Origin of the sequence: Kitasatospora sp. NPDC017646, assembly GCF_044329365.1 — a bacterium.
Classification (GTDB): domain Bacteria; phylum Actinomycetota; class Actinomycetes; order Streptomycetales; family Streptomycetaceae; genus Kitasatospora.
On record NZ_JBIRJC010000008.1, the window covers coordinates 132,403 to 153,493 of the forward strand.

Annotated in this window: 19 protein-coding genes and 1 pseudogene; 16 read left to right on the forward strand and 4 right to left on the reverse strand. The window is 71.8% G+C overall.

Annotated elements, in window-relative coordinates:
- Nucleotides 1-610: 610 nt before the first annotated feature.
- The 5 genes from mqnC (at nucleotide 611) to ACH4J0_RS15475 (ending at nucleotide 5,725) form a co-directional block, all read left to right on the forward strand.
- A complete protein-coding gene (gene mqnC / locus ACH4J0_RS15455) occupies nucleotides 611-1,831 on the forward strand; it encodes a cyclic dehypoxanthinyl futalosine synthase (protein WP_396240198.1) in 1,221 nt (406 codons plus the stop codon).
- Between the two features lie 37 nt (nucleotides 1,832-1,868).
- Complete coding sequence (locus tag ACH4J0_RS15460; RefSeq protein WP_396240200.1) at nucleotides 1,869-2,537, forward strand: imidazolonepropionase-like domain-containing protein; 669 nt, start codon at nucleotides 1,869-1,871, stop codon at nucleotides 2,535-2,537.
- A 261-nt stretch (nucleotides 2,538-2,798) separates the two neighbouring features.
- A complete protein-coding gene (locus ACH4J0_RS15465; protein WP_396240202.1) occupies nucleotides 2,799-3,398 on the forward strand; it encodes a hypothetical protein in 600 nt (199 codons plus the stop codon).
- A gap of 176 nt (nucleotides 3,399-3,574) precedes the next feature.
- Nucleotides 3,575-4,270, forward strand: coding sequence for a demethylmenaquinone methyltransferase (locus ACH4J0_RS15470; RefSeq protein ID WP_396240204.1), 696 nt, complete (start codon nucleotides 3,575-3,577; stop codon nucleotides 4,268-4,270).
- A gap of 144 nt (nucleotides 4,271-4,414) precedes the next feature.
- On the forward strand, nucleotides 4,415-5,725 hold the full coding sequence (locus ACH4J0_RS15475) for a geranylgeranyl reductase family protein (protein ID WP_396240206.1): 1,311 nt from the start codon (nucleotides 4,415-4,417) through the stop codon (nucleotides 5,723-5,725).
- Nucleotides 5,726-5,830: 105 nt separating this feature from the next.
- On the opposite strand, the gene ACH4J0_RS15480 is transcribed toward ACH4J0_RS15475, so the two are convergent.
- The 3 genes from ACH4J0_RS15480 to ACH4J0_RS15490 all read right to left on the reverse strand — a co-directional run bounded on the left by ACH4J0_RS15480 (nucleotide 5,831) and on the right by ACH4J0_RS15490 (nucleotide 7,861).
- A complete protein-coding gene (locus ACH4J0_RS15480; protein ID WP_396240208.1) occupies nucleotides 5,831-6,193 on the reverse strand; it encodes a MazG-like family protein in 363 nt (120 codons plus the stop codon).
- A 106-nt stretch (nucleotides 6,194-6,299) separates the two neighbouring features.
- Nucleotides 6,300-7,010, reverse strand: a complete 711-nt coding sequence (locus ACH4J0_RS15485) for a peptidylprolyl isomerase (protein ID WP_396240210.1) — start codon at nucleotides 7,008-7,010, stop codon at nucleotides 6,300-6,302.
- A 176-nt stretch (nucleotides 7,011-7,186) separates the two neighbouring features.
- Nucleotides 7,187-7,861: a TetR/AcrR family transcriptional regulator gene (locus ACH4J0_RS15490; RefSeq protein WP_396240212.1), complete on the reverse strand. Its 675-nt coding sequence runs from the start codon at nucleotides 7,859-7,861 to the stop codon at nucleotides 7,187-7,189.
- A gap of 95 nt (nucleotides 7,862-7,956) precedes the next feature.
- Here ACH4J0_RS15490 and ACH4J0_RS15495 point away from each other — a divergent pair, with 95 nt between their 5' ends.
- Both ACH4J0_RS15495 and ACH4J0_RS15500 read left to right on the forward strand, forming a co-directional pair.
- Nucleotides 7,957-8,622 carry a CatB-related O-acetyltransferase gene (locus ACH4J0_RS15495; protein WP_396240214.1) on the forward strand — a complete coding sequence of 222 codons (666 nt, stop codon included), beginning with the start codon at nucleotides 7,957-7,959 and terminating at the stop codon, nucleotides 8,620-8,622.
- Nucleotides 8,623-8,798: 176 nt separating this feature from the next.
- On the forward strand, nucleotides 8,799-9,776 hold the full coding sequence (locus ACH4J0_RS15500; protein ID WP_396240217.1) for a DMT family transporter: 978 nt from the start codon (nucleotides 8,799-8,801) through the stop codon (nucleotides 9,774-9,776).
- A 13-nt stretch (nucleotides 9,777-9,789) separates the two neighbouring features.
- Here the strand turns inward: ACH4J0_RS15500 and ACH4J0_RS15505 are convergent, their stop codons facing one another.
- Complete coding sequence (locus ACH4J0_RS15505) at nucleotides 9,790-10,404, reverse strand: hypothetical protein (protein ID WP_396240219.1); 615 nt, start codon at nucleotides 10,402-10,404, stop codon at nucleotides 9,790-9,792.
- A gap of 198 nt (nucleotides 10,405-10,602) precedes the next feature.
- Here ACH4J0_RS15505 and ACH4J0_RS15510 point away from each other — a divergent pair, with 198 nt between their 5' ends.
- From ACH4J0_RS15510 to ACH4J0_RS15550, 9 genes and pseudogenes are all read left to right on the forward strand, one after another.
- Entirely contained in the window at nucleotides 10,603-11,715 is a 1,113-nt protein-coding gene (locus tag ACH4J0_RS15510; RefSeq protein ID WP_396240221.1) for a sensor histidine kinase, read from the forward strand.
- Nucleotides 11,712-12,407, forward strand: coding sequence for a response regulator (locus ACH4J0_RS15515; protein ID WP_396240223.1), 696 nt, complete (start codon nucleotides 11,712-11,714; stop codon nucleotides 12,405-12,407). The genes ACH4J0_RS15510 and ACH4J0_RS15515 overlap by 4 nt, the downstream gene beginning before the upstream one ends.
- A gap of 831 nt (nucleotides 12,408-13,238) precedes the next feature.
- Complete coding sequence (locus tag ACH4J0_RS15520; protein ID WP_030060100.1) at nucleotides 13,239-13,598, forward strand: NADH-quinone oxidoreductase subunit A; 360 nt, start codon at nucleotides 13,239-13,241, stop codon at nucleotides 13,596-13,598.
- Between the two features lie 176 nt (nucleotides 13,599-13,774).
- Nucleotides 13,775-14,329 (forward strand): NADH-quinone oxidoreductase subunit B family protein, encoded by a 555-nt coding sequence (locus tag ACH4J0_RS15525; RefSeq protein ID WP_030286559.1) that lies wholly within the window; start codon nucleotides 13,775-13,777, stop codon nucleotides 14,327-14,329.
- Nucleotides 14,326-15,039 carry an NADH-quinone oxidoreductase subunit C gene (locus ACH4J0_RS15530; RefSeq protein ID WP_396240226.1) on the forward strand — a complete coding sequence of 238 codons (714 nt, stop codon included), beginning with the start codon at nucleotides 14,326-14,328 and terminating at the stop codon, nucleotides 15,037-15,039. The genes ACH4J0_RS15525 and ACH4J0_RS15530 overlap by 4 nt, the downstream gene beginning before the upstream one ends.
- Nucleotides 15,039-16,370 (forward strand): NADH-quinone oxidoreductase subunit D, encoded by a 1,332-nt coding sequence (locus ACH4J0_RS15535; protein WP_396240228.1) that lies wholly within the window; start codon nucleotides 15,039-15,041, stop codon nucleotides 16,368-16,370. The genes ACH4J0_RS15530 and ACH4J0_RS15535 overlap by 1 nt, the downstream gene beginning before the upstream one ends.
- Entirely contained in the window at nucleotides 16,367-17,173 is an 807-nt protein-coding gene (gene nuoE, locus ACH4J0_RS15540; protein ID WP_396240230.1) for an NADH-quinone oxidoreductase subunit NuoE, read from the forward strand. Before ACH4J0_RS15535 ends, nuoE begins: the two co-directional genes overlap by 4 nt.
- The gene (nuoF, locus tag ACH4J0_RS15545; protein WP_396240232.1) at nucleotides 17,173-18,534 is read left to right on the forward strand and encodes an NADH-quinone oxidoreductase subunit NuoF; all 1,362 of its coding nucleotides are present in this window, start codon (nucleotides 17,173-17,175) and stop codon (nucleotides 18,532-18,534) included. Before nuoE ends, nuoF begins: the two co-directional genes overlap by 1 nt.
- Nucleotides 18,531-21,008, forward strand: a pseudogene (locus tag ACH4J0_RS15550) (NADH-quinone oxidoreductase subunit G); the annotation flags it as partial. The gene nuoF and the pseudogene ACH4J0_RS15550, both read left to right, overlap by 4 nt.
- Nucleotides 21,009-21,091 lie beyond the last annotated feature (83 nt).

Genomic DNA, 21,091 nt, shown 5'->3' on the forward strand with positions numbered 1-21,091 from the left:
GCCGGGCGGACCAGGCCGGGGCCCGTCCGGCTCGTCCGGTTCATCGGCTCGTCCGGTCTGCGGGGCGGGCGGGGGGCTCGCTCACGTCCACGTCGACGCCCACGTCCACGTCCACGGACTCGCCCACGTCCACGGACTCGCCCACGTCCTCGGCCTCGGCCTGGCGAACCGTGACGTCAAGCCCCCCAACGTGCCGTTCACCCTGGACGGGTCGCGGCTGACCGGCTTCGGGATCGCCCGGGGCCTGGACGCGACCAGTGGATTCACTCGTCCGGGTTGTGCGGTGGGATCGCCCGGCTTCATGTCACCCGATCAGGCGGACGAACAGGCGCACAGGCGGACGGACGGGCGGGCGGACCGGTTGGCGACGTCTTCTCGTCCGGCGCCGTCCTGGCCTTCGCCGCCAGCGGCGTCCATCGGCACGATGCGCCGGGTAGGCGGGGAAACGGGCAGGGTGCGGGCGGGGTGAGGCGCGGGCGGAGGGCGCCTGCCGAGGGGCGTCCCAGCCGACTGCGGCGCAGTTCAGCGGGCTGACGCGGGCGCCCGAAAGGCCTGGCGTAGGCTGGTTCGGCCGTACCCCAGTAGCACTTGAGAGAGAGAAGGCCGCCAGGTGACCGAGCTCGCAGCGACCACCCTCGATGCGTCCAGCACCGACCTGCAGGCCGTGCTCGACCGGGCCGCCGCCGGTGGCCGGATCACCCCGGAGGAGGCGCTCGAGCTCTACCGCTCCGCGCCGCTGCACGCGCTCGGCTCCGCCGCCGACGCGGTGCGCCGCCGCCGCTACGCGGGTACCGAGCACATCGCGACGTACATCATCGAGCGCAACATCAACTACACCAACGTGTGCGTGACGGCGTGCAAGTTCTGCGCCTTCTACGTGCCGCCGAAGAGCGACAAGGGCTGGTCCCGCGAGCTCGACGAGATCCTGCGCCGTTGTGCGGAGACGGTCGAGCTGGGCGGCACCCAGATCATGTTCCAGGGCGGCCACCACCCGGACTACGGCGTGGAGTACTACGAGCGCGCGTTCTCGGCGATCAAGGCCGACTTCCCGCAGCTGGTGATCCACTCGCTGGGCGCCTCCGAGGTCGAGCACATGTCCCGGATCTCGGGCGTCTCCATCGAGGAGGCCATCACCCGGATCCACAAGGCGGGCCTGGATTCCTTCGCCGGCGCCGGTGCCGAGCTGCTCCCGGAGCGGCCGCGCAAGGCGATCGCTCCGCTCAAGGAGTCCGGTGAACGCTGGCTGGAGATCATGGAGGCCGCCCACGGCCTCGGCGTGGAGTCCACCTCCACCATGCTGATGGGTACCGGCGAGACCAACGCCGAGCGGATCGAGCACCTGCGGATGATCCGCGACGTGCAGGACCGCACCGGCGGCTTCCGCGCCTTCATCCCGTACACCTACCAGCCGCAGAACAACCACCTCAAGGGCTCGACCCAGGCCACCGTCTTCGAGTACCTGCGGATGATCGCGATCGCCCGCCTGTTCCTCGACAACGTCGCCCACATCCAGGGCTCCTGGCTCACCACCGGCAAGGAGGCGGGCCAGCTGTCGCTGCACTACGGCGCGGACGACCTCGGCTCCGTGATGCTGGAGGAGAACGTCGTCTCGGCGGCCGGTGCCAAGCACCGCTCCAACCTGACCGAGCTGATCCACCTCATCCGCGCCGCCGACCGCGTCCCGGCGCAGCGCTCGACCACGTACGAGCACCTGCGGGTGCTGGACGACCCGGCGAACGACCCGGTCGACCCGCGGGTCGCCTCGCACATCGCCTCCACGGCGATCGAGGGCGGCACGGCGCACCCCGAGCTGAAGATCCTGGACAACTGAGTCCGCTGAGTCCGCTGAGTCCGCTGAGTCCGAACCGGTGCTGACCCTCCACCGGGCGGCCCTCGTGCTGCCCGATCCGGCCGATCCCACCGCCCCGTCCTTCGCCGACGGGGCGGTGGTGGTGCGCGGCGAACTGGTCGAGGCCGTCGGGGCGTACGGGGAACTGGCGGCGGCGCACCCGTCGGCGCGGGTGCGGGACTGGGGCGCGGCGGCCGTGCTCACGCCCGGGCTGCGCAACCCCTGGGGGCAGCGGCTGTTGGAACGGGACTACCACCCGGACCCGCGCGAGGAGATCGGCGTCGAGCCGGTGGCGGACGGGCTGGTGGGCTGCACCGACGAGACCCGGTACGGGGCGAGTGCGCGGCGCGGGCTGCAGCGGATGCTCGGGTTCGGGGTGACGGCGGTGGCCGGACCGTTCGAACGGGCCGCGGTGCGGATGGCGGTGGTGCGTTCGGGGCTGGGGGCGCTGCCAGGGGCGTCCGGTGCGGCGAGGGCGTTGGATCCGCTGGCGGTGCTGCCGCTGGCGCTGGCCGTGCACGGGCGGGTGGCAGCCGGAGGGCGGGCGGACTTCGCGGTGTTCCCGGCGGTGCCGGCGGTGCCGGAGGTGCCGGGTGGTAAGGGTGAAGGTGAGCACGGGGTGCGGCCGGCGCCCGGTGGGTGCCTGGCGACCGTGCTGGGCGGGCGGTTGGTGTACCGGCGGAGGTGACGCCCGGCGAGGGCGGGTGACCCGGCCGGTGTGACGTACTCGTCAGTAGTCGGATTGCCTTGCCGCGCAAGGCACTTCCTTCGTGTGCACCCGAACTTCCGTGCCTTCTCGGAGGGGTGATTGTCCCTTCGCCGTGACCTGAGGGCCCGCCAGCGGATACCATCCCGGACAGCTCACTCCGTACCCTCACCACACCACTGCCCGCGCCCGCGGGCGGCGGGGCCGTGTCCCAGGCCCCGGAGGCAAGCCAGGACAGGAACCATGCGAACCGCGACCGTTCCCCCGCCGCGATCCCCGCGGTTGGGCCGTGGTTGGTACCTCGCCGCCGTGCTCAGCGCTGTGCTGGCCGTCGGGATGTGCCTGCTCGGTTGGCGCCAGGCCGACCAGGCCGACCGGATCGCGGCCCACCCGGTGAGAGTCGAGGGCGTCGTCACCCAGCTGCCGACCGGCGGCGGCACGTACAGCGCCGTCAGCTACAAGGTGAGCGGGCAGCCGCACACCGCGGCCGCGCTGCCGCTCGCCGACGGCATCAAGGTCGGCGACCCGGTCTGCCTGGAGCACGCGGCCGACGACCCGGGCGCCGTGCGGATCTGCGGCGACACCTACCCCCAGCCGGTCGGCGTGGGACTGGCCCGGTTCAGCGTGCCGGTCGCCGTCGTGCTGTTCGTGATCTGCGTGCTGCGCATCCGGCGCCACCGGCGGGCCGTGGCCGTCCGCAGCGGGCAGGGCCGACTCGCCGCCAACCTCGCCCTGGCGACCGGGGCGCTGGCCGAGGGGATGCCCGCGATAACCCAGGGCAAGCGCTCACGGCGCCGACGGCGCGCGGGCGGACGGCGGGGGTCGTCGCAGCAGGGCGGGTGACGGCCGGTGGTGGCCGGTGGTGGTCGGCCGGTGGCAGCCGGTCGGGGCTGGCGGGCCGGTGGCGGCCGATCGGTGGGAGCCGGATCGGTGGTAGCCGGTCGGGGCTGGTCGGCTCGTGGTGCCGTCTCGTTCGCCCCGTGGGTCGGGGTGTCCGTCACAGGGTGAAGAATGGGGGCGTGACCCGAGCCTCCCTGGACAAGCAGCCGCACGAAGTCGCCGCCATGTTCGACGACGTAGCGGCCAAGTACGACCTCACCAACGACGTGCTCTCCCTCGGCCAGGCCCGCGCCTGGCGCCGGGCGGTGGCCGAGGCGGTCGCCGCCGGACCGGGGGACCTCGTACTCGACCTCGGGGCCGGCACCGGCACCTCCTCGCTGCCCTTCGCCGAGGCCGGGGCCAAGGTCGTCCCGTGCGACTTCTCGGTCGGCATGCTCACCGAGGGCAAGCGCCGCCACCCCGAGCTGCCGCTCACCGCCGGCGACGCCACCCGGCTGCCGTTCGCGGACGACACCTTCGACTCGGTGACGATCTCCTTCGCGCTGCGCAACGTCCAGGAGACGGACGCGGCGCTGCGCGAGATGCACCGGGTCACCAAGCCCGGCGGCAAGCTCGTGATCTGCGAGTTCTCCACGCCGACCTGGACGCCGTTCCGGACCGTCTACACCGAGTACCTGATGCGTGCGCTGCCGCCGGTCGCCACCGCCGTCAGCAGCAACCCGGACGCGTACGTCTACCTCGCCGAGTCCATCCGGGTCTGGCCGGACCAGCCCGCGCTGGCCTCCCGGATGCAGGAGAGCGGCTGGTCGAAGGTCGCCTGGCGGAACCTGACCGGCGGGATCGTCGCCCTGCACCGCGGGTACAAGTCCGCCTAGCGGGGCGGGGGCGGCCCACGGGGAGGGTAGCCGTGCCGTGCTGCCCCTCCGTCGGGGCGCGGGCGTCTCCGGCGGCGTGAGCGGAACTAGACTGCCGGAGACAAAAGCCGCCATCCCCCGCCGCAGCTCCAGGAGTGTGTCCACGTGTCCGAGACCGCAGTCGATCTGACGAAGCCGGACAGCACGGTCGAGAGCACCGCCGACGTCATCGTGGTCGGCGCGGGCCCGGCCGGCTCCACGACCGCGTACTACCTCGCGCAGGCCGGGCTGGACGTGCTGCTGCTGGAGAAGACCGCCTTCCCGCGCGAGAAGGTCTGCGGCGACGGCCTCACCCCGCGCGCCACCAAGCAGCTGGTGGACATGGGCATCGACGTCTCCACCGAGAACGGCTGGCTGCACAACAAGGGCCTGCGCATCATCGGCGGCGGCGTCCGGCTGGAGCTGGACTGGCCGGAGCTGGCCTCCTTCCCGGACTACGGCCTGGTCCGCAAGCGCGCGGACTTCGACGAGCTGCTGGCCCGTCAGGCCGAGAAGGCGGGCGCCCGACTGTACGAGCGCTGCAACGTCAGCGGGCCGGTGCTGGACGACCGCACGGGCCGGATCGTCGGGGTCACCGCCAAGCTCGGCGAGGAGAAGCGGCCGGTCGCCTTCCGGGCCCCGCTGGTGGTCGCCGCGGACGGCAACTCCACCCGGCTCTCGCTCGCCATGGGCCTGCACCGCCGCGAGGACCGCCCGATGGGCGTCGCCTACCGCACCTACTTCAACTCGCCGCGCCACGACGACGACTACCTGGAGTCCTGGCTGGAGCTGTGGGACACCCGTGGTGGCCAGCGCAAGCTGCTGCCCGGCTACGGCTGGGTCTTCGGCATGGGCGACGGCACCTCCAACGTCGGCCTCGGCATCCTCAACTCCTCGCCCGCGTTCGGCGAACTCGACTGGCGCGAGGTGCTCAAGGCCTGGTGCGCCGGCATGCCGGAGGAGTGGGGCTACACCCCCGAGAACATGACCGAACCGATCCGGGGCGCCGCGCTGCCGATGGCCTTCAACCGGCAGCCGCACTACACCCGCGGCCTGCTGCTCGTCGGCGACGCGGGCGGCATGGTCAACCCGTTCAACGGCGAGGGCATCGCCTACGCGATGGAATCCGGCCAGATCGCCGCCGGGGTCATCGTGCAGGCCCACGCCCGCCTGACCGACGGCGGCCGCGAGCGCGCCCTGCAGGCCTACCCGCGCATCCTCAAGGACGTGTACGGCGGCTACTACACCCTCGGCCGCGCCTTCGTGAAGATGATCGGCAACCCCAAGGTGATGCAGCTCGCCGCCCAGCACGGCCTGCCCCGGCCGCTGCTGATGCGCTTCACCCTCAAGCTGCTCGCCAACCTCACCGACCCGAAGGGCGGCGACGCGATGGACCGCATGATCAACGGGCTGGCCAAGGTCGCGCCCAACGCCTGACGGCGGGCTCGGGGCTTCGGGGCTCGTGGAGTTCGTGGGGATCGGCAGGGATTGGCAGGGATTGGCAGGTCTCGTCGGGATCGTCAGGTCTCGTTTGGCCTTGTTTCAGGCTTTCTCCTCCGCCGTCTCCTCGGACCCGTCGACCGGGCGCCGGGAGGCGGCGGAGCGCTGTTCTACGTAGGCCAGGCGCTCGGCGAACACCCGGGCCGCGTCGGGGGTGAGCGTCCGCAGGGCGACGAGGGCGCTGAAGACGACGTCGCAGAGCTCGTGCTGGACGTCCTCCCACGTGTGGGTGACGCCCTTGCGCGGGTTCTGACCCGTGGCGCCGATCACCGCCGCGCCGACCTCGCCGACCTCCTCGGAGAGCTTGAGGAGCCGCAGCAGGCGCTCCTCCTGCGGTGACTGTGTGCTCTGCTCGTCCAGCCATGCGACCAGGTGGTCGACGCTCTCCCAGATCCGGCTGTCCATGCGGTGCGGCTCCCTGCGGTGTCGTTGGTGCTGCCACCGTACGGGAGCGGCCACGGGGGGTGGGGCCGGGCGGGTCCGCCCGGCCCTCCCGCCGGTCGGCCGCTGGTCAGTGATCGCTGATCTTCACGTGGCGGATGTTCACGGGGAGGTCGGGGTAGCCGTCGCCGGGACCGTTCTGGTCGTCCTCGCCGGCGGCGGCGATCTTCTGCAGGACGTCCATGCCGGCCGTGACCCGGCCGAACGGGGTGTAGGCGGGGGAGAGCTTGGTGTCCTTCCAGACGATGAAGAACTGGCTGCCATTGGTATTCGGACCGGCGTTGGCCATGGCCACTGTGCCTGCGGGGTAGGTGGCGCCGGTCAGGTTCTCGTCCGGGAAGGAGTAGCCCGGACCACCACTGCCCGTCCCGGTCGGGTCGCCGCACTGCAGGACGTAGATCCGCTGGGTGGTGAGGCGGTGGCAGCGGCTGCGGTCGAAGTAGTCGTGCTCGGCGAGGAAACGGAACGAGAAGGTGGTGCAGGGTGCCTTGTCGGTCAGTGCTTGGAAGGTGATCGGGCCCTGGTTGGTCCGCAGGGTCGCGTGGTACGGGCGGGCGGCCTTCTGGGCGTCGAAGACCGGGATCCCCTTGAAGTTGTCGGCCGGGACGGCGGGCGTGTAGGTGCAGGCCGCACTCTGGGAGGGGGTGGCGCCGGAGGGCGCCGCGACGGCGGTGCCGGTGCTCGCCGCGAGCGGGAGGACAGTGGCGGCGGCGACCAGCGCCCAGTGCTTGCGCTTCACGTGACGGGCCTTCCGTGGGGTGGTGGACGGCGTGCTTGTCATGCAGGCATCATCCACGGCCGGGTGGGTCTCCGGTAGGGGTCGGGACGGCTGGGACTCCTTCGGCTGGGTGGTGGTCATGTGTAGTCAGCTGGGCTGTGGGACGGCTGACCGCTGGGCAGTGGCCACGGCCGTAGGTGTGGCCACGGCTACGGCCGCGACTACGGGTATGGCTGCGGCTACGGGGTGGGGGCGTTCGGTGCGGTGCCAGGTGCCGGGTCGGTCGGGGCGGAGCTGAACAACCCGGCACGGGCGGCCAGGGCGGCGGCGTCGGCGGCCCGCTCGGCGGTGCGGGCATCCAGTGGTTCGCCGGTGACGAACAGTCGGTAGTAGAGCGGGGCGGTGGCGGCCCTGATGACCTCGGCGCCGTCCGTCCCAGCTGGCAACTCGCCTCGGGTGACGGCTCGTTCGGCGATCTCGGCGGCCTGGCGGTGACGGGCCGCGAAGAACTCGCGAAGGGCTGCCGCGCCGGCGTCGGAACGCTGGGCGGCGGAGATCAGCGCGGTGGGTGTGGGGCTCTGCTCGGGGTCGGTGAAGACGTCGAACACCTCCTGGGTGATCCGGCGGAGGTCCGCCTGGAGATCTCCGGTGTCAGGCAATGGCCAGGGCTGGTCGGCCGAGGCGGACAGGGCGTCCGCGACGAGTCCGTCGACCCCGCCCCAGCGCCGGTAGAGGGTCGCCTTGTGGACGCCGGACCGGGCCGCGACCGCCTCGGCGGTGAGTCCGTCGTAGCCCTTCTCCGTGACCTCGGCGAGCGTGGCGGCGACCACGTCCGCGCGGACCCGGGCGCTTCGGCCGCCAGGGCGTGGGGTCGGCGTGCGGGGCTGCCAGGCGGGGTGGATGGGCTCACTCAAAGTCGACTCCAGTCGCATTAACGCTTGCTGCGGGGTGGGCGGTCGTGCCATGCTCATCGTAATGCGACGTGAGTCGCATTACGAGAGGAGCCTGTGTGACCGCCACCGCCATCCCCGACCCGACCGCTCTCCACCCGCTCGCCGGCCACGAGAGGGTGGTCCTGCTGCGCCCGCTCGTCACCGACCCGAGGATCGAAGTCGGTGAGTACACCTACTTCGACGACCCCGACGGAGCCACCCGCTTCGAGGAGCGCAACGTCCTCTACGCCTACGGCCCCGAACGGCTGGTGATCGGAAGGTACTGCGCGATCGCCACCGGCACCCGTTTCCTGATGGCCGGGGCCGCCCACCCGACCGTCGGTGTGTCCACCTTTCCTTTCACGATGTTCGGCGGCAGCTGGACGGAGCAGACCCTCGACATCGTCACCGGCCTTCCCAGCCGGGGCGACACCGTGGTCGGCAACGACGTCTGGTTCGGCTTCGGCGCCACCGTCCTGCCCGGTGTCCGAATCGGCGACGGAGCGATCATCGCGGCCGGTGCGATGATCACCGCTGACGTCGAGCCCTACACGATCGTCGGTGGCAACCCCGCCCGTCCGATCCGGCGCCGCTTCGACGACGCCGACATCGAACGCCTGCTCCGCGCCGCCTGGTGGGACTGGCCGGTCGAGCTGGTCACCGAGCACGTCCGCGCCATCATGTCCGGCACCCCAGCCGACATCGAGGCCATCGCCGACGCGAACGGCTTGATCGTCTCCTGACCCGTCGACACCAGACAGGGGCATTGATCATCGGCGGGCCGGTGCGCGAAGATGGCGCCCCCTTGCTCCATCCCTCACCCCGTCCGCCGCTGAGCCACACGCTCAGCTGCTGGGTCCGTCCGACGCCGTACGGTCCTCGCACCCGCCGGTTCCGTTCGCTCGGAGGGATCCTCTTCATGCGTGCCTCCCTGTCCTCATCCTCATCGGTCCTTCGTGATCTGCCGGTCCTGCTCGTGGCAGTGGTCTGGGGGTCGAGCTTCCTCGCCGTCCAACGGGTCGCCGAGCCCGGGACGGTCGTGGCGATGCTCGTGCTGCGCTTCGGACTGGTGCTGCCGCTGCTCGGGCTGGCCGCGTGGCGGGCCCTGCGGAAACTGACCCGCGCCGAGTGGCTCGGCGGCGCCGCACTGGGCCTCGTCCTCAGTGGAATCTTCCTACTGGAGACTTACGGCGCCGTGCACACCTCCGCCACCAACGCGGGGCTGATCATCAGCCTCGCCATGGTGCTCACCCCGCTCGGCGAGAGCGCCCTCAGCCGGACCGCGCCACCACGGGCCTTCCTCGCGGCCGCCGGGCTGGCTGTCCTCGGCGTCGCGCTGCTCACCGGCGACGGCGGGCTGCGCCCTCCGACGCTCGGTGACCTGCTCGTGCTGGGCGCTGCCCTCGTCCGCTCCGCGTACGTCCTCGCGATGGCCCGCACCCGGGCCGTTCGCGACACCGACATGCTCGCCGTGACCTGGGTCCAACTAGCCGTGGCCACCGTAGTGTTCGCAGTCGTCGCAGTCGCCGTTGGGCCCGCGGCGTGGACCGTCGCGCTCTCGTACGGAGCCGGCCAGTGGGCCTGGCTGCTCCACCTGTCCTTGTTCTGCACGCTCTTTGCCTTCTTCGTTCAGATGTGGGCCGTCCGGGCCACCTCGCCGTCCCGGGTGAGCCTGCTGCTCGGCACCGAACCCCTGTGGGCCGCGATCTTCGGCATCACCGTTGCCGGGAACCGGATGGGCCCGCTCGCCCTGCTCGGCGGAGCCCTGGTGCTGCTCGCGACCGAGTGGGGCCGGCGCACCGCCCCCGCGCCGCACCCGGCCAGGGGCGAGGACGGGATGGGCGCTGCGGCGGGTGCGAGGACCGGAGAGCAGACGCGCGAGCCGACGCCGGCATGATCCGTCGCCGCGCTCATCGGCGCCGCCACAGCGTCCGACGGGCGTAGTCGACCGTGACCGCGCCGAGCAGCGGGCCCCAGGCCACCAGGGGCAGGTAGGCGGCGGTCATCACGAGGCCGGCGACGCCGTGCGGCGCATCCGGCTCGGCCAGGTTGTGGGCCCAGCGGCCGAACAGCCCCTCCATGCCGACGACCGTGAGTATCGCCGAACCCAGCAGGGCCGGGACGATCGCCGCGAGCGGCTGGACCCGGCGTCCGCCGATCAACGGGATCCACCGGGGGGCCACCAGCCCCCAGGGCCGGACCAGGCCCAGGGTCAGGAAGGCCAGCGCCTCGGTCAGGGCGCTCAACGCCACGCAGTAGACCGTGCCCCAACCCGGCTGGTGAGCCTCGTACGCCGCGGCCGTTGCACCGGTGAAGCCGAGCGGGACGCCGAAGCCGAAGACGATCCGCCACACCCCAGAGGGAACGGTGCTCAGAGCGGCGGCCTTGGCGGCCAGCTGGGCCCAGCGCGGTGCGGGAGAGACGTTCGGGGCGGCGGGGGCGACCTTGTCCACCGCGCTTGCCGCCTCGGCCGGATGGGTTCGGCGGGTGGTGGCGGTGCGGGCGTTGATCACGAGCTTAGGCACGGTGGGCTCCTTTCGGCCCGGCTCCCTCGGCCGGTGCGATGACTCAAGACTGGAGTTCGGCCAGGGGCCCGCGGCAGTGTCGATCGGGCTGTTCCCGCTGCTCAACCGGCCTGGGAAATATGCCGATCGGCACAGGCGGACCCGCTGCGGCCCGTCGTAATGTGACGGCATTCGAAGAGCCAATGAGAGGCGGTGACGATGTCTCAGCTTCTGTCCCTGGTCGTCCCGGTCCTGCTGCTGCCGGCCTGGTTGCTCCGCAGGCGGTACGGACCGGCGGCGTTGACCACCGTGCTGGGGGCAGTGTCGGCGGCGATCTCGGTCACTGTCTGGTTCGCCGGCCGCTGGACGGAGGCGGAACGCTGGACCGGGCTGGTCGGTCTGGCCGAACTGGCCGCGCTGCTGCTTGCGGTGGTCCTCAGCCTGCGCGCCGAGGACGGCCCGCGATGTGCGGCGGCCGCCTGGACGGCGTGCGGGGCGGTCGCGCTCTGGCCGTCCCGGTTCGACGGGCCCGCCGACGCGCTCACGCTCTTCGGGTTCGGCTCGATGCTGTCCCTGCCGACGGTGCTGATCGGGCTCTACCTGCGCGGTCTGGACGAGGGCCGGGCCCGCGCGGTGGCCGAGGCCAGGCGGGCGCAGCGGATCGAACTGGCCCACGACCTCCACGACTTCGTGGCGCACGACGTCAGCGGCATGGTCGCGCAGGCCCAGGCCGGGGCGTATCTGGCCTCCGTCGACCCGGCGCGGTCGGCCGAGATGTTCGAGCGGATAGAGCAGGCGGGGCAGCGGGCCCTGGCCTCGCTGGACCGGACCGTGCAGCTGCTTCGCAGTGAAGAGGCCGGCGGCCGCGGTCCACAGCCTGGTCTCGCTGAACTGTCTCAGGTCGCAGAGCGGTTCGCGGCCGCCGGTGGCGCGGAGGTCCGACTGGAGCTGCCGGGCCAGCCGGTTCCGCGGGAGGTGGGCGGGACGGTCCACCGGATCGTCGTCGAGGCGCTGACCAACGTGCGACGGCACGCGCGAGGTGCCCGCCGGATCGACATCCGGGCCCACTGCGCCGGCGAGTGGCTGGAGCTGACCGTGACGAACGACGGCCGTACACCGGGTCCGGTCGCCCGCCCCCGCCGTGGCGGCGGCAGCGGATTGCCGGGGCTGGCGGCGCGAGTGGAGGCCCTGGGCGGCACGTTCGAGACGGGCGCGTACAAGCAGGAGGCCTGGCGCGTGGCGGCGAGGCTGCCGTTGACAAGGCGGGCGGAACCGGAGCGGCCGGAGACCCCGATGAGGACCAGGGCGGGTGCAGGGGAGAAGAGCAGATGAGCAGCAGCGCAGGACCGATTCGGGTCCTGGTCGCCGATGACCAGGCCGATGTCCGCAGCGCATTCCGGATGATCCTCGACGTCCAGCCGGACATGACGGTGGTGGCCGAGGCGGCGGACGGCGCCGCAGCGGTGGCAGAGGCGAAGAGGCTGCGGCCCCACGTGGTGCTCGCGGACATCCGGATGCCGAAGCTCGATGGTCTGGAGGTCACGCGACAGCTGGCCGGCGAGTGCAAGGTGATCGTGGTGACCACCTTCGACCTGGACGAGTACGTACACACGGCTTTGCGGCGTGGTGCGGCGGGCTTCCTGCTCAAGCGGTCCGGGCCGGTCCTGCTGATCGAGGCGATCCGGGCGGCGATGGCCGGGGACGCATTGATCAGCCCACAGATCACGGTCCGGCTGCTGCAGCACATGGCACTGCAGGGCTCCGGTCCGGCATCCGGGCCCGCGACCGGGGCAGGCGTGCCGGGCCCGTTGATAGCCGGCCCGGTGGAAGAACTGACCGAGAGGGAAAGGGAGATCGCTGAGCTGGTGGCCGACGGAGCGACCAACGCCGAAATCGGCGCCGGGCTCTTCATCTCACCGGGAACGGTGAAGAACCACCTCGCCAACATCCAGCGCAAGCTCGGCGCCCGCAACCGGGTGGGCGTCGCGTCCTGGGTGTGGGAACAGGCAGCCGGTAACCGGTAACCGGTGGCCTGGCCCGCAGGGCGGAAGCGAATCAGTGAGGGAGGCCCGCACGAAAGCGAGCCCCGGGAACGAGAGGGAGGCAGGACCGGAGGGGGAGACGGGCCCAGGGGATTGAGGGCCGCACCAGAAAGTTGGGCCTGCCCGAACCGGAGGCAGAGCCGCGGTAGCGGTAGCGGAGAGCGGCGGAGGAGGAGGGCAAGGACGAGGGCAGGCCCCCCAGGGGCCCGCAGGCTGCCGGAGCTGCGAGCGCGCAGCAGCTCCGCGCTGGGACCGGCCGGCCCAGCGCAGGCGACACCGGCAGCAGGTGGGCAAACCGGGCGCGGGCGCGGGCGCGGGCGGCGGGCGGCGGGCGGGTGGGGGTGGGGGGAGGGTAGATCCCGAGAGGAGACCCCACGACAACTTCGCGCGCTTGTGAACGAAGGGTCAAGCAAGCGTTCCTCCCCCCACCACCCCTCCGAGTGAGCCCCAATAACACGTCAACATGACGCCCGGAAATTTGCCACTGCCGACGCATAGTTGATATAGGAACCCACTCCTGACCAGCCGCTTCAAAGATAAATGCGACTGCTTGTGACCATTTGACTCCTTTGCGTCGACAACTCTGGTCATGTTCACATTCGCTACCATTCACATGGTGTCGTAGATCACAAAGATGGCGACGAACTGCGTGTCGCAGATCACAAGCGACCGGGCATAGGATGCGCTCGTTCCAGGCTTTGTGAACTGCCTCACATGGGGTGGATCTCGGGAACTGGAACGCGGGTTCACCACAGCGTGACCCGCCGGTTCCGATCTGCAGTCAAGGACGACTGGACGGAGGGAGCGGGGGCTATGAATGCCTACGCGCCGATCCTCGTACTCGGTGCCATCGCGGCGGCGTTCGCGGTCGGTTCCGTCGTGATGGCCTCACTCACCGGCCCCAAGCGCTACAACCGGGCCAAGTTGGAGGCGTACGAGTGCGGCATCGAGCCGACCCCGCAGCCCGTGGGCGGCGGTCGGTTCCCGATCAAGTACTACCTGACGGCGATGCTCTTCATCGTCTTCGACATCGAGATCGTCTTCCTCTACCCCTGGGCGGTGACCTTCGACGCCCTGGGGATCTTCGGATTGGTCGAGATGCTCCTGTTCATCGCCACCGTCTTCGTCGCCTACGCCTACGTCTGGCGCCGCGGCGGCCTGGAGTGGGACTGAACCCCCGGAGCGGGACCGCGCCCCGGAGCGGGACCGGGCCAGGGGTGGCGCCGCCACCCTTGTGAACGAGCGGACAAGCTCGAAACGGGCCGGACGTTCCCCCGGACTTCCCCCGGACGCTCCCCGGGCGCATCGCCGGACGTACCAGAGGACTTGAGGGCATTGAGAGGGATCTGATGGGAATCGAGGAGAAGCTGCCGAGCGGCTTTCTGCTCACGACCGTGGAGACGGCCGCCGGCTGGGTGCGCAAGGCGTCACTCTTCCCGGCCACCTTCGGTCTGGCCTGCTGCGCGATCGAGATGATGACCACCGGCGCCGGCCGCTACGACCTGGCCCGGTTCGGCATGGAGGTCTTCCGGGGCTCCCCCCGGCAGGCCGATCTCATGATCGTGGCGGGTCGCGTGAGTCAGAAGATGGCCCCGGTGCTGCGCCAGGTGTACGACCAGATGGCCAACCCGAAGTGGGTCATCTCGATGGGCGTCTGCGCCTCCTCCGGCGGGATGTTCAACAACTACGCGATCGTCCAGGGCGTCGACCACATCGTCCCGGTGGACATCTACCTGCCCGGTTGCCCGCCCCGCCCGGAGATGCTGATGGACGCCATCCTGAAGCTGCACGACAAGATCCAGCACGAGCCGCTGGGCGTGAACCGGCGCCGTGCCGAGGAGCTCGGCGAGGCCCTGGCCCTCAAGGCCACCCCGGTCAGCGAGATGCGGGGGCAGCTGCGATGAACGAGCAGGTACCCGAGACCCGCCGCGAGAAGCCGGTGCGCGAGATCCCGGTCGAGGTGGTCGGCCGCCGTCAGGGCATGTTCGGCACCCGGGGCAGCGGCGACACCTCCGGCTTCGGCGGCCTGGCAGCCCCGATCGTGCTGCCCGGCCCGAGTGAACGCCCGTACGGCGGCTGGTTCGACGAGGTGGCCGACGAGTTCGAGGGCGCCCTGGAGGAGCAGGGCCTGGACCCGGCCGAGGTGATCGAGAAGACCGTTGTCGACCGCGCCGAACTGACCTTCCACCTCGACCGCACCCACCTCCTGAAGGCCGTGCGCATCCTGCGCGACGACCCGGCGCTGCGCTTCGAACTGTGCCTGGGCGTCAGCGGAGTGCACTACCCCGGCGACAAGGGCCGCGAGCTGCACGCGGTCTACCACCTGCGCTCGATCACCCACGGCCGGCTGATCCGGCTGGAGGTCACCGCGCCGGACGCCGACCCGCGCATCCCCTCCGTGGTGAGCGTCTACCCGACCAACGACTGGCACGAGCGCGAGGCCTACGACTTCTTCGGCCTGGTCTTCGACGGCCACCCGGCGCTCACCCGGATCATGATGCCGGACGACTGGCTGGGCCACCCGCAGCGCAAGGACTACCCGCTCGGCGGCATCCCCGTCGAGTACAAGGGCGCCCAGATCCCGGCGCCCGACCAGCGGAGGTCGTACAGCTGATGAGTACTCAGCACTACGAGGAAGCAGACGCCCGCGAGACCACCGAGGGCCGGGTCTTCACCGTCACCGGCGGCGACTGGGGCGAGGTGGTCGAGGCGGTCGGCCGGGCCGACGACGAACGCATCATCGTCAACATGGGCCCCCAGCACCCGTCCACCCACGGCGTGCTGCGGCTGATCCTGGAGATCGACGGCGAGACGGTGAAGGAGGCCCGCTGCGGCATCGGCTACCTCCACACCGGCATCGAGAAGAACATGGAGTTCCGCAGCTGGGTCCAGGGCACCACCTTCGTGACCCGCATGGACTACCTGACCCCGCTGTTCAACGAGACCGCCTACTGCCTGGCGGTCGAGAAGCTGCTCGGCATCACCGACGACGTCCCGGAGCGGGCCAGTGTCATCCGCGTGATGATGATGGAGCTCAACCGGATCGCCTCGCACCTGGTCTGCCTGGCCACCGGCGGCATGGAGATCGGCTCCACCACCCTGATGATCTACGGCTTCCGGGACCGCGAACTGATCCTGGACGTCTTCGAGCTGGTCACCGGCCTGCGCATGAACCACGCGTACGTGCGCCCCGGCGGCCTCGCCCAGGACCTGCCCCCGGGCGCGGTGGACCAGATCCGGGAGGCGGTCCGCACCTTCCGCTCCCGGATGCACGAGTACGACAAGCTCGCCACCGCCAACCCGGTGTTCAAGGCCCGTCTGGTCGACGTCGGTTTCCTGGACCTGGCCGGCTGCCTGGCCCTCGGCGCCACCGGCCCGATCCTGCGCGCCACCGGACTGCCGCACGACCTGCGCAGGACCGACCCGTACTGCGGCTACCAGGACTACGACTTCGAGGTCGCCACCGCGGACAGCGCCGACTCCTACGGCCGCTTCCTGATCCGCCTGGAGGAGATGAAGCAGTCACTGCGGATCGTCGAGCAGTGCCTGGACCGACTGCGCCCGGGCCCGGTCATGGTGGCCGACAAGAAGATCGCCTGGCCCGCCCAGCTGGCCGTCGGGCCGGACGGCCTGGGCAACTCGCTCGATCACATCCGCAAGATCATGGGCACCTCGATGGAGGCCCTGATCCACCACTTCAAGCTGGTCACCGAGGGCTTCAGGGTCCCGGTCGGCCAGGCGTACGCGGCGGTCGAGTCGCCCAAGGGCGAGCTGGGCGTGCACGTGGTCAGCGACGGCGGGACGCGCCCGTACCGGGTCCACTTCCGGGATCCGTCGTTCACCAATCTGCAGTCGATGGCGGCGATGTGCGAGGGCGGCCAGGTGGCCGACGTGATCGTCGCGGTGGCCGGGATCGACCCGGTGATGGGAGGCGTGGACCGGTGACCAACGTCGAACTCGGACTGCCGGCGCTGCCGGCCCCGCCCTACCCCGAGGAGGTGCGCACCCGGCTGGCCGCCGACGCCGCCGAGCTGATCGGCCGCTACCCCCAGGCCCGTTCGGCACTGCTGCCGCTGCTGCACCTGGTGCAGGCCGAGGAGGGCTTCGTCAGCCCGACCGGCATCCGGTTCTGCGCCGAGCAGTTGGACCTCACCACCGCCGAGGTCACCGCCGTCGCCACCTTCTACACGATGTACCGGCGGCGCCCGGCCGGGAAGTACCACGTCGGGGTCTGCACCAACACCCTGTGCGCGGTGCTCGGCGGCGACCAGATCTTCGCCGAGCTCCAGCAGCACCTGGGGATCGGCAACAACGAGACCACCGAGGACGGCGGGATCTCGATCGAGCACATCGAGTGCAACGCCGCCTGCGACTACGCCCCCGTGGTGATGGTCAACTGGGAGTTCTTCGACGACCAGACCCCGGAGAGCGCCCGGCGGCTGGTGGACGACCTGCGGGCCGGCCGCGAGGTGCGGCCCACCCGTGGCGCCCGGCTGTGCGGCTTCAAGGAGACCGCCCGGATCCTGGCCGGCTTCCCCGACGAGCGCCCCGGCGCCAACGACGAGTCCGGCGCCGGCGGCGCCCCCTCGCTGGCAGGCCTGCGCCTGGCCCGCGGCGAGGCCCTGCCCGGCACCCCGGGCGCCAAGGTCGTCTCCCCCCGTCACGAGGAGCCCCACCACGGGGAGCCCCGTCACGAGGAGCCGGGCCAAGAAGGCAAGGCCGACGGCCAGGAAGGGACCGAAGCGTGATGACCTCCGCCGAGCCGGCCGAGAAGCTGCTCACCCCCGTCCTGTCCGACCCCTGGGACGACAACCGCCCCTGGACCCTCGCCACCTACCGCCGCCACCACGGCTACGAGGGCCTCAGGGCGGCCCTCGCCATGCCCCCGGACGACGTGATCGCCCTGGTCAAGGACTCCGGTCTGCGCGGCCGCGGCGGCGCCGGCTTCCCCACCGGGATGAAGTGGCAGTTCATCCCGCAGAACGACGGCAAGCCGCACTACCTGGTGGTCAACGCCGACGAGTCCGAGCCGGGCACCTGCAAGGACATCCCGCTGCTGTTCGCCAACCCGCACTCGCTGATCGAGGGCATGGTGATCGCCTCCTACGCGATCCGCTGTGGCCACGCCTTCGTCTACCTGCGCGGCGAGGTCGTCCCGGTGCTGCGCCGCCTGCACGCGGCCGTCGCCGAGGCGTACGGGGCGGGGCTGCTGGGCCGGAACATCCTCGGCTCCGGCGTGGACCTCGACATCACTGTGCACGCCGGCGCCGGTGCGTACATCTGCGGCGAGGAGACGGCGCTGCTGGACTCGCTGGAGGGCCGGCGCGGCCAGCCGCGGCTGCGGCCGCCGTTCCCGGCGATCGCCGGCCTGTACGCCTGCCCGACGGTGGTCAACAACGTCGAGTCGATCGCCTCGGTGCCGGCGATCCTGGCCCGTGGCAAGGAGTGGTTCAAGGGCCTGGGCACCGAGAAGTCCCCCGGCTTCACGCTGTACTCGCTCTCCGGGCACGTCACCAACCCGGGCCAGTACGAGGCGCCGCTCGGCATCACCCTGCGCCAGCTGCTGGAGCTCAGCGGCGGCGTCCGGGCCGGCCACCGCCTGAAGTTCTGGACCCCGGGCGGCTCCTCCACCCCGATGTTCACCGACGAGCACCTCGACGTCCCGCTGGACTACGAGGGCGTCGGCGCGGCCGGTTCGATGCTCGGCACCAAGGCGCTGCAGGTCTTCGACGAGACCACCTGCGTGGTGCGGGCGGTCACCCGCTGGACCGAGTTCTACGCCCACGAGTCCTGCGGCAAGTGCACCCCCTGCCGGGAGGGCACCTACTGGCTGGTCCAGCTGCTGAAGCGGATCGAGGCGGGCGGGGGCGTCGAGGGGGACCTGGAGAAGCTCCTCGACATCGCCGACAACGTCAACGGCAAGTCCTTCTGCGCGCTGGGCGACGGTGCGGCCAGCCCGATCGTCTCCTCGCTCAAGCACTTCCGGGCCGAGTACGAGCAGCACCTGGCCGAGCGCCGCTGCCCGTTCGACCCGGCCGCCTCCACCGTCTGGGCCGACGGCCCCCGCCCCGGCCACCAGCCCGCCACCGAAAGGGAGGTGCACGCGTGACGATCACTGAGCCAACGGCCTCCAAGAACGACGACACCGCGGTCGAACTGGTCACGCTCACCATCGACGGCGTCGAAGTGAAGGTTCCCAAGGGCACCCTGGTGATCCGGGCCGCCGAGACCATCGGCACCCAGATCCCGCGCTTCTGCGACCACCCGCTGCTGGATCCGGCCGGTGCCTGCCGGCAGTGCATCGTGGAGATCGAGGGCCAGCGCAAGCCGGTGGCCTCCTGCACCATCCCGGTCGCCGAGGGCATGGTGGTGCGCACCCAGCTGAGTTCGCCGGTGGCCGAGAAGGCGCAGCGCGGCGTGATGGAGCTGCTGCTGATCAACCACCCGCTGGACTGCCCGGTCTGTGACAAGGGCGGCGAGTGCCCGCTGCAGAACCAGGCGATGTCCACGGGCGACGCGGACTCCCGCTTCGAGGGCATGAAGCGCACCTACGAGAAGCCGGTGCCGATCAGCAGCCAGGTGCTGCTGGACCGGGAGCGCTGCGTGCTGTGCGCGCGTTGCACCCGGTTCTCGCAGCAGATCGCCGGGGACCCGTTCATCGACCTGGTGGAGCGCGGGGCGCTGCAACAGGTCGGCACGGGGGAGGGGGACGACTTCGCGTCGTACTTCTCCGGGAACACCATCCAGATCTGCCCGGTGGGCGCGCTGACCTCGACGGCTTATCGTTTCCGCTCGCGCCCGTTCGACCTGACCTCCTCGCCGAGCGTGTGCGAGCACTGTGCGTCGGGCTGTGCCCAGCGCACCGACCACCGGCGGGGCAAGGTGCTGCGCCGGCTGGCGGGCGATGACCCGGCGGTGAACGAGGAGTGGAACTGCGACAAGGGCCGGTTCGCTTTCCGCTACGCCCAGCAGCGCGACCGGCTGACGACCCCGCTGGTGCGGGTGGACGGCGAGCTGGTGCCGGCGTCCTGGCCGGAGGCGCTGGCCCGGGCGGCGGAGGGGCTGGGCGGGGCCCGTACGGGTGTGCTGGCGGGCGGCCGGGTGACGGTGGAGGACGCGTACGCGTACGCGAAGTTCGCCCGGGTGGTGCTGGGCACCAACGACGTGGACTTCCGGGCCCGCCCGCACAGCGGTGAGGAGGCGGACTTCCTGGCCGCGGCGGTCGCCGGGTGCGGGGTGGACGTGGACGGCACCGGCGTGGACTACGAGCGGCTGGAGCAGGCGCCGGCGGTGCTGCTGGCGGGTTTCGAGCCGGAGGAGGAGTCGCCGATCGTCTTCCTGCGGCTGCGGAAGGCGAGCCGGGCGAAGGGCCTGAGGGTCTTCTCGGTGGCGGCCTTCGCCTCCCGGGGCCTGGCGAAGCTGCGGGGTGCGCTGCTGCCGGCGGCTCCGGGCACCGAGCCGGAGTGGTTGGCGGCGCTGGCCGCGGACGAGCCGTTGAACGACGACGCGGGCCGGGCGGCGGAGCTGCTGCGCCGGCCGGGTGCGGTGATCCTGGCGGGTGAGCGGCTGGCGGCGGTGCCGGGTGCGCTGACGGCGGTGCTGCGGCTGGCGCACGCGACCGGGGCCGAGCTGGCCTGGGTGCCGCGCCGGGCGGGCGAACGCGGCGCGGTGGAGGCGGGTGCGCTGCCGGGCCTGCTGCCGGGTGGCCGTCCGGTGGCCGCGGCGGCGGCGCGGGCGGAGGCGGCCGAGGTCTGGGGGGCGGAACTGCCGTCGCGCCCGGGCCGGGACACCGGCCAGATCCTGACCGCGGCCGTGCGGGGCGACCTGGACGCGCTGCTGGTCGGCGGGGTGGATCCGGACGACCTGCCGGATCCGGCTCTGGCCGGGGAGGCGTTGGCGGCGGCGTTCGTGGTGTCGCTGGAGCTGCGCCCGTCGGCGGTGACCGAGCGCGCCGACGTGGTGCTGCCGGTCGCGGCGGTGGCGGAGAAGGCGGGCACCTTCCTGGACTGGGAGGGCCGGGTGCGGATGTTCGAGGCCGCGCTCAAGCCGGACCAGCAGATGGGCCGTCACCTCCAGTCGGACCTGCGGGTGCTGGCGATGCTGGCGGAGGCGCTGGGCAAGCGCCTGGGCCTGGCGGACGTGCGGGCGGCCCGGCTGGAGTTGGACCGCTTCGAGCCGTGGCGCGGTGACCGCGCGGCCGCTCCGGCGGCGCACCCGGGCGTGCTGCCGCGGCCGGCCACCGGCCAGGCGGTGCTGGCGGGTTGGCGCCTGCTGCTGGACGAGGGCTCGCTGCAGCAGGGCGATCCGCACCTGGCGGGCACCCGGCACCGGGCGGTGGCCCGGGTGTCGGCGGCCACCGCGAAGGAGGCCGGCGCCGAGGCGGCAGGGGCGCTGCGGCTGACCGGCCCGGCCGGTTCGCTGGTCCTGCCGCTGGAGGTCACCGAGTCCGTCCCGGATCGCACGGTCTGGATCCCGCTCAACTCCACGCCGGGGGGCGCCCACCGCGCGCTCGGCACCACCGTCGGCCACCTGGTGACGATCGCCGCGGCCGAACTCGCGCCGGTCGCCACCGCCGAGGAGGCCGACGACGCCAAGGGCGTCGGGGACGCGCAGGGCGCCGGCGACGCCAAGGGCGCCGAGGACGTCGAGGACGTCGTGGGCGAGGC